An 8,696-nucleotide genomic window follows, 5' to 3' on the forward strand; every position below is an offset into this window, starting at 1 on the left:
TAAATCAAAAAATTTAAAAAGCTTTATCCTCTTTAAATCTAAAAAACCTATTAGGAGGCTAAAATGTCAGATAAAATATTACCTGCTGCTGCAATGGAGAAAATACTTAAAAAAGCTGGTGCTTTAAGAGTAAGCGATGATGCTAAAGAGGAGTTACGTGTAATTCTCGAGGAAATAGCTTCAGATATCTCAAATCAGGCCATAAGAGCCGCAAAACATGCTGGAAGAAAAACTATAAAAGCATCAGATATCAAAATGGCTTCAAGATAAATTGAACCAAAACTTAAAATTTTAAATTTGATATTTTGAACTATGGAAGACGTAAAAAATAGAATAGAAGCAATACTTTTTGTTTTAAATAAAGGTATAGAACTTCAAAGGTTGAGTGAACTACTTGGGATTGGCTCAGTAGGTATAGTCCAAAATGCTATTAACGAGTTAGTTAAAGATTATTCTGAAAAGAATTCTGCAATTGAGATTATAGAAGAAGAAGGGAAATTTAGAATGAATATTAGACGTCAATATGTTTCTTTAGTCAAAGATTTAATGACTAATACAGAATTAGACAGACCTTTATTAGAAACTTTATCGGTTATTGCCTGGAAACAACCAATTCTACAGTCAGAAGTTGTAAAAATTAGAGGAACAACAACTTATGAACATATGCAAGCCCTAACTGAAATGGGATTTGTTACAACTGAAAAATTTGGAACTTCTAAAATTGTAAAATTAACTCAAAAATTCTATGATTATTTTGATACTAATCAAGAAGCAATAAAAGGAGATTTTACAAAGTATAAAAAGAAAATTGAAGATACTGCGCAAACTGAACAAGCATTAGCTCAAAGATTAGAAGAAATTCAAAAAATAACTGAACATAACAAAAAGGTTGAAGAGCAAGAAAAGAGCCCAGAAACCCAAGAAAACTCAATAGAACAAGAACCCTCAAAACAGGAGGTTTAAATGTTTTCTTTTCTTAAAAATAAAATTAAGGATGCATTTTCCAAGATTAAAAAAGAAGAAGTAGAAATAGAACAAGAATCGCAAGATAATTCTAAAGAAGAAATTCAAAAAGAAGAATTAGAAAAAACAATCAAAGAAGAAAAAAGAGAAACCAAAAAAGAAAAAAAGAAAGAAGAATCTAAAGGAGAACAAAAAGAAAAAATAGACCTTATCGAAGAAAAAATAGAAACTCTAGAAAAAGAAGTGGATCAAGAAATTAAAGAAGAAAAAAAAGGTTTCTTCAACAAAATAAAAGAAACTATTTCTACAACAAAAATCTCAGAATCCAAATTTGAAGAACTATTTTCAATAATAGAAATTGCTTTGCTTGAAAATAATGTTGCTTATGAAGTTGTAGAAAAAGTACGTGAAGACTTAAAATCCGAACTGGCTGAAAAGGCATTTAAACGTGGAGATTTGGCTAATAAATTCAAGGATTATTTTAAGGAATCTTTAAGTTCAATTTTTGTAGAACCTTTTGATTTAATTGAAAAAATAAACTCTTCAACATCAAAACCTTTCGTAATTAATTTTATAGGTATAAATGGAACAGGTAAAACAACTACTATTGCAAAAATTGTACATCTTTTAAAAAAATATAAAATAAGTTGTATTGTTTCTGCATCAGATACATTTAGAGCTGCATCAATAGAACAGTTACAACACCATGCAGATAAACTTGGAGTAAAAATTATTAAGCATGATTATGGTTCTGATCCTGCAGCAGTTGCATATGATGCAATTCAACATGCAAAATCAAAAAATATTCAAGTAGTTTTAATCGATACAGCAGGAAGAATGCACTCCAACACAAATTTAATTGATGAACTAAAGAAAATAAAAAGAGTTGCAAAACCTGATTTAAATATTTTTATTGGCGAAAGTATAACTGGAAATGATTGCATAGAACAAGCTAAAGTATTTGATAAAGCAATAGAAATAGACGCCATTATCCTATCTAAAGCAGATATAGACGAAAAGGGCGGAACTGCATTATCTATTTCATATATTTTAAAAAAGCCAATAATTTATCTTGGAATGGGACAAGATTATGAAAATTTAAAAAAGTTTGATTCATCAGAAATAATAAAAAATTTAGGATTATAAAATGGCCTTAGAAAATTTAAGCAATTCATTGAAAGATAATTTAAAGAAAATTGCAAGAAGCATTTTCATAGATGAAACCATTTTAAATGAATTAATTAAAGATATACAAAGAGCATTAATTCAAGCAGATGTAAATGTTTCTTTAGTTTTTGAATTAACTAAAAAAATAAAAGAACGTGCCTTAAATGAAAAACCTCCTGCAAGTATAACTCAGAGAGAATTTTTAATTAATATTGTTTATGAAGAATTAGTTAATCTTCTAGGAAAAGAAAAAGTTTCAATCAATATAAAAAATAAACCTTCTAAAATAATGTTTGTGGGTTTATTTGGTTCTGGTAAAACGACTACTATTGTTAAATTTGCTAAATACTATTCTAAACGAGGTTATAAAGTCTGTGCTATTGGTTTAGATGTTTATAGACCTGCAGCAGCAAGACAACTTGAACAGGCATGTTCTGCAATAAATACTAAAACATTTATCTTATCAAACGAAAAAAATCCTTTAAAAATTTACAAGCATTTTGAAAAAGAACTTTCAGATTATAATATTGTATTAATTGATACTGCGGGAAGAGACGCACTTTCAGAAGACTTAATCAAAGAAATAAAATCTGTTTCAGATGAAATAAATCCTGATGAAACTTTATTAGTTCTATCTGCAGATATTGGACAAGCAGCAGAAAAACAAGCAAAAGCTTTCCATGAAAATTGTTATATTACGGGTGTTGTGATTACAAAAATGGACGGAACTGCAAGAGCAGGTGGTGCATTGTCTGCATGTTCAATTACAAAAACTCCTGTTAAATTTATTGGACTTGGAGAAAAACCTGATGATTTAGAAGAATTTAATCCAAAAGGATTTGTCTCTAGATTGCTTGGAATGGGTGATTTAGAAGCTTTATTAGATAAAACAAAAGAAGCTTTTTCAGAAGCAGAAGCAAAAGATCTCACAAAAAAAATGCTTAAAGGAGATTATAACTTAATTGATTTATACGATCAAATGGAAGCGATGTCTAATATGGGACCATTAAATAAAATTATGGATTTAATTCCAGGAATGGGTTCATTAAATATTCCTAAAGATGTTTTAAATATTCAAGAAGAAAAACTAAAAAAATGGAAATTTATTATGCAATCTATGACTAAGGAAGAACTTGAAAATCCCGATATTATTACGCCTCCAAGAATAGAAAGAATTGCAAAAGGTTCCGGATTAAATTCTTCAGAAGTAAGAGATTTATTAAAACAATATGCCCAATCAAAAAAGCTTATGAAAATGATGAAAGGTTCACAAAATCCAGAAAAATTAATGAAAAGTTTCAAAGGAAAATTACCCTCAGGTTTTAAACTATAAAAATGAAAATTCTTAAACAAGGTGCAGAAGCTATATTATATCTTACTAAAGCTAATACTATTCTAAAGAAAAGAATTCCAAAATCTTATAGAATTAAAGAATTAGATGATGAAAGAAGAAAATCCACAATTAGAAGAGAATTAAAACTTCTTGAAAAAGCATCGCAATTAGAAAATGTTCCAAAAATAATTTCATCATCTGAAGAAAACTTTGAAATTGAAATAGAAAAAATAGATTCTCCTTTAGTTAAAGATATTATAGATACTGTTGAAGATAAACAAAGAATTTTAATTTCAAGAAAAATTGGAGAAGGAGTAAAAAAACTCCACAATTTAAGTATAATTCATGGTGACCTAACAACTTCAAATATGTTTTTCTCAAAAAAAGATAAAAAAATTATTTTCATAGATTTTGGTTTAGGTTTTATTTCAGAAAAATTAGAAGACAAAACAGTTGATTTACATTTATTAAGACAGGCAGTTGATTCAAAACATTACATCCATGCAGAAGAAATATTCAAAGAAGTTTTAACAGGTTATAAACCTGACAAAGATTTTACAACTCGATTTGAAAAAGTAGAAAAAAGAGGAAGATATAAACATAAGCATTAAAAACCCTTGTATATAAAATCATAAATAATCTAAACAGCCCCGTAGTCTAGCGGCCAAGGATTCTGCCCTTTGGAGGCAGAGACAGCAGTTCAAATCTGCTCGGGGCTATATACAGTTCTGTGACATTAGAGAAACACTCCTTCCAAGATTTTTAGCCTCGAGTCTCATCTAAATTAATCAAAAAATTGCAAATTCGCGTACATTTTGAATGTGTGCAGAGATTCTATTTCAGTGGCTAAACATTACCTTTACTGAAAAAAGATGCGACACGTTGGCTGTGTGAAGGAATGAATTTTAAGATAAAATGGGGAGCAGGATAAATCCAAATTTAATTTGAGTATTACATTATCCGAGTTACCTTTATGTAGAATCTCAGACTTAATACTTCGTGCAAGACCAAACTAATTTAGGAAATCCGATTAATGACTTTTTTCTTATAGCCTTGCTTATATGGATACAAGAGAATTATTCCAACAAATAAATCCTAATTTTTTAAAAGCCTTGAAACAAGGAGGCTATGAAGGTGGTAAGTTCAAAGAACTTACTGATAAAATAAATTATAATCTAATAGTTGTAGATGAACTTCCTAATTGTGTTCCTGCAGTAAGAGCCCAACTATTTAACTTATTTGATGGTTTTATTGAAATAGATGGAAAACATTATCCTATTGGTGCAAATTATTGTATAGGCCTAGCTACAGGAAATATAGGTCAAGAATATACAGAATCTTCAAATGATCTGGGTAGAGCGTTAAAAGATAGAATGCACTTAATCATTGATACAGATTATTTTAGACCAAAACCTATAGATACTTTAGACATGTTAGTTGAAAATAGAAATCCTAGAGTAAACTTTCAGCAAGAAACTCAAGATAGGACAAAAGAAATAATTGACAAATATAATCAAACTTCTGAAATCGCCGTGCCCATTGAAAAATATTTAATCGCATCTTACTTAGTTCATGGTTTGGATTATTTAGACAACAAATATGGTGGAAGCAAAATGGGTTTAAAATCTGGCTGGCCAAATAAATTGGAAGGTCACGAAAAGGGTTCTGATGAATCGTTAACATTGCCTATTTCCTCAAGAGCCGCGAAATCAATTGTTTCACTAAGTCAAGCATTAGATCAAATAACTATAGAAAAAGGTGCAAAAGATTTAGATTATTTTAATTCAATGATGAACGCTTTTAAGTTTGTTTCAGCTTATTCAGGAATATTAAATGAATCTGCAGTCATGCAAGATTATAATGAAGATCATTATAGTGCAATAGATGCTGTTATCGCCACGACTCAAACACAATTTAAAGAAAAAGAAGCTCATATTATGGAAGGATTCAACTCAGTAAAACAAGGAGAGAAAGATCAGAACATACTTGGTTTATTTAGAGGAAGATGGTCTTTTATGAAAAATATTTTAGAAGCTGAAGCTGAAAGACGAGCGCAATTAAAAAATAAAAAATGACACTAGACATACCAGATAAAATGTTCGGAAAGGATATGAAAGAAGCACACAAGCAGTATTTAGAAAACTCTAAAAAAATTAAACAAACAACTCCTCAACCAGAAATTCAAAATGAAATAAAAGTTTCAGCAAATATAAATCTTGCAGATTATGTAAGAATGCCAAATTCAAATATTTTAATTTCAAAAGAACAAATGTTTAATAATTTAGATTTTAAGGATAGTCATTTCAAACTTGCAGAAAATAATCTTTACATGCCTTCACCTGCTGAATTTATGCCTTATTACTTAAATGTAATTCAAGCAAAACAAGGAAAGCAAATAATTTATGATGGAAATAATAAACCTCTAGACCCAACTGAAATTGATAGCCTATATCAAAGATTAAGTAAAAATTGTTGGGTTTGGTTAAATGCCGGATTTAAGAAAGATCAAAAAGATAATTTCAGTTTAATTAATTATTCAGTTAAAAATAATAGTTTAATTGAAACTCCAAAATCTTTAGAAAAATGTTTAATGAAAGATGGTTTTGCTGATTTAGATTTTAATAAGCAAGGTTTAGCAATTAAACCTTCTAAAATTAATGAATATAAAAAAAATAAAAATATTTATTTTTCACACCCAAGAGATAATTCTGTCGCGTGGTTCAATGCGGTTTCGGGTGGGTCTACCTTGGTTGCTATGGGGATCCTTCTGTCTCGTATTCCTCGCTCGGGGTATATGGATGCGCCGAAGGCGCGTAAATGCAAAATTCAACTGTTGCAAACTTGGAAAGTTTATTAAATTTATTTAGTTCTAAAATTCACGTCCTAGACTTCCTAGAGATCTTCTATTCCCATAGAAAATCAATGAAAGGATACAACTTGGGCTACACGCAGTTTTATAGCGCATAATTTTTTATGTCATAAAATTCAATAACAATAATTAGTAGTGATGAAAACCTTGGGTAAGTTTGAGTGAATATTAAAGTTATGGTGAAACTTAATAAAACTGCTACATCTGTCGCGAGGTTCAATGCGGATTCCGATAGGGTCAACCTTAATTGCAATAGGAATCCTACTAACTCGAAATCTTCAAAAAAAGACGAGACTTCCTCGCTCGGAATAACCCTTGTTGTCTTTGGACTTAATATCCATTTCAGATTACGATGAAATCATACAAAAATTTATATTCAAAAATCTGTTCAATTCAGAATTTAGAATTAGCTTTTAAAAAAGCTAAAAAAGGAAAGTCAAGCCTATTTTATATTAAAGACTTTCTTAAAAATAAAGATTTAGAGTTGCAAAGATTAAAGAGCGAATTAGAATCTAAAGAATACCTTCCCCGTCACTTAGAAAAATTTATTATAAGAGATCCCAAAACTAGAGTTATTCATTCTTCACATTTTAGAGATAGGATAGTTCATCATGCGTTGGTTAATCTCATTGAACCTATTTTTGAAAAAACTTTTATTTATGATTCTTATGCAAATAGAAAAGGTAAAGGTACATTAAAAGCTATAAAAAGATTTGATGAGTTTAAAAGAATAATAAGCCAAAATGGAAGAACTCCTAAAAGCGCAAAAGAAGAGTCTATGGTTTTAGGATATATCTTTAAAGCAGATATCAAACATTACTTTGATAGTGTAAATCATCAAATTTTACTAAAAATTATTAAGAGAAAAATAAATGACAAAAATACCCTATTCCTCATCGAAAAAATATTAAATAATTTTAATACTAAAATTAAAGAAAAAGGAATGCCTTTAGGAAACTTAACTTCTCAGTTCTTTGCAAATGTTTATCTTAATGAACTAGATTATTTCATAAAACATAAACTTAAAGCAAAATATTACATAAGATATGTTGATGATTTTGTAATCTTACATTCAAATAAAGAACTCTTGGAAGAATACAAAACTAAAATTGGTTATTATCTTAAAAATCTAGATTTAGAATTGCATCCAGAAAAGTCTAAAATCTTTCCTTTACACAAAGGGGTAAGCTTTTTAGGTTATAGAATCTTCTACTATCATAAACTATTAAGAAAAAGAAATCTTACTCAATTTAAAAGAAAATTTGAAAGTTTAAAGCAAGACTTAGAGCAAGGACTAATAGCCCACGAAACCTTTTTAGGGAGTATTGAAGGATGGCTAGGTTATGCAAGGTGGGCAAATACTTATAAATTTAGAAGACAAATTATAAAAGAAGTAAATAACGTCTCTAATAATCTTTAGCCCTCACTAAAAAACTAATTTATTTCTTAAGTATTACTTTCTCCGACATCCTTTCTTATCTTAGTGTAACCTTATTGTAACTAGAGAACAAACCACCTAATAGTGGTCGATTAGACACTCAAAAATATCCTTTTGTCTACGACTCTCTTTATAAATCAAGCCCAGCACAGGACACAAAAAATGAAACTAGACCCACACCAACATGAAGCCATGTATAAAGGCTGGCGTAATAGGGGCTCACAAATTAAAGGGGTAAATCAGCCAAGTTGTGACCTTATTATACATTTTCTTGAAGACATGGAAATCGGAGCTAATGTTTCTCCAGTTTCAAAAAAAGGCCCACGAGGTTATGGCAGGTTAAGAAACTTAAAATCAAAAATGCATACTCTTACTATAATTTTTCAAGAAGAAATAGGCTTACATTCTTTAGCAGATTTAGTTAGCAAAGAGAAAGAATTATTAGTTTTAATAAATCGTATGAGAAGAGGAGAAATTTGTTCTGAAAGATATTATCATCAACCTCTCAAAGCAGTAGGTAATTATGTCCAAATACTTAAGACCTTTTGGCACTGGTATCAAAGAATAAAAAAGAAAGAAGGGATAGAGATTCCAGATATAACATCAGACTTAGATTGCAAGGATGCAAAACCTAAATTTAATTATTTCACAATAGACCAAGTTAAAAAAATGTGCGATGTTTCAGCTTATGATTATAGAGTTTTGATGATGTTTCTATTTGATTCAGGAATAAGAGCGCCAACAGAATTAATGAATGTTAGAGTTTCAGATTTAGAATGGGACTCCAAAGGAAATTATTATATTCTAACTATCAGGGAAGAAACAAGTAAAACTTTTGGAAGAAAAATAAGACTTTTACTTTGTTCAGAAATACTTAAAGGCTATTTAAACAAACTACAACTAAAAGATCATGAATATATTTTTAC

Annotated in this window: 9 protein-coding genes and 1 tRNA gene; all 10 read left to right on the plus strand. The window is 29.3% G+C overall.

Annotated elements, in window-relative coordinates:
- The first annotated feature begins 63 nt into the window (after positions 1-63).
- Positions 64-270 carry an NFYB/HAP3 family transcription factor subunit gene (locus tag J4403_03815; GenBank protein MBS3167305.1) on the plus strand — a complete coding sequence of 69 codons (207 nt, stop codon included), beginning with the start codon at positions 64-66 and terminating at the stop codon, positions 268-270.
- A 42-nt stretch (positions 271-312) separates the two neighbouring features.
- Positions 313-963, plus strand: a complete 651-nt coding sequence (scpB, locus tag J4403_03820; protein ID MBS3167306.1) for an SMC-Scp complex subunit ScpB — start codon at positions 313-315, stop codon at positions 961-963.
- On the plus strand, positions 964-2,109 hold the full coding sequence (gene ftsY, locus J4403_03825) for a signal recognition particle-docking protein FtsY (protein ID MBS3167307.1): 1,146 nt from the start codon (positions 964-966) through the stop codon (positions 2,107-2,109).
- Between the two features lies 1 nt (position 2,110).
- Positions 2,111-3,463 carry a signal recognition particle protein Srp54 gene (locus tag J4403_03830; protein MBS3167308.1) on the plus strand — a complete coding sequence of 451 codons (1,353 nt, stop codon included), beginning with the start codon at positions 2,111-2,113 and terminating at the stop codon, positions 3,461-3,463.
- A 2-nt stretch (positions 3,464-3,465) separates the two neighbouring features.
- The gene (locus J4403_03835) at positions 3,466-4,074 is read left to right on the plus strand and encodes a Kae1-associated serine/threonine protein kinase (GenBank protein ID MBS3167309.1); all 609 of its coding nucleotides are present in this window, start codon (positions 3,466-3,468) and stop codon (positions 4,072-4,074) included.
- Positions 4,075-4,109: 35 nt separating this feature from the next.
- Positions 4,110-4,182: transfer RNA gene (locus tag J4403_03840), tRNA-Gln, on the plus strand.
- A gap of 342 nt (positions 4,183-4,524) precedes the next feature.
- Entirely contained in the window at positions 4,525-5,538 is a 1,014-nt protein-coding gene (locus J4403_03845) for a hypothetical protein (protein MBS3167310.1), read from the plus strand.
- Complete coding sequence (locus J4403_03850) at positions 5,535-6,320, plus strand: hypothetical protein (protein ID MBS3167311.1); 786 nt, start codon at positions 5,535-5,537, stop codon at positions 6,318-6,320. Before J4403_03845 ends, J4403_03850 begins: the two co-directional genes overlap by 4 nt.
- 364 nt (positions 6,321-6,684) lie before the next feature.
- Complete coding sequence (locus tag J4403_03855; GenBank protein ID MBS3167312.1) at positions 6,685-7,752, plus strand: group II intron reverse transcriptase domain-containing protein; 1,068 nt, start codon at positions 6,685-6,687, stop codon at positions 7,750-7,752.
- 180 nt (positions 7,753-7,932) lie between these two features.
- On the plus strand, positions 7,933-8,696 hold a 764-nt coding region (locus tag J4403_03860), incomplete at its 3' end, for a hypothetical protein (GenBank protein MBS3167313.1).

The sequence above is a fragment of the Candidatus Woesearchaeota archaeon genome (assembly GCA_018302225.1).
Taxonomy (GTDB): domain Archaea; phylum Nanobdellota; class Nanobdellia; order SCGC-AAA011-G17; family JAGVZY01; genus JAGVZY01.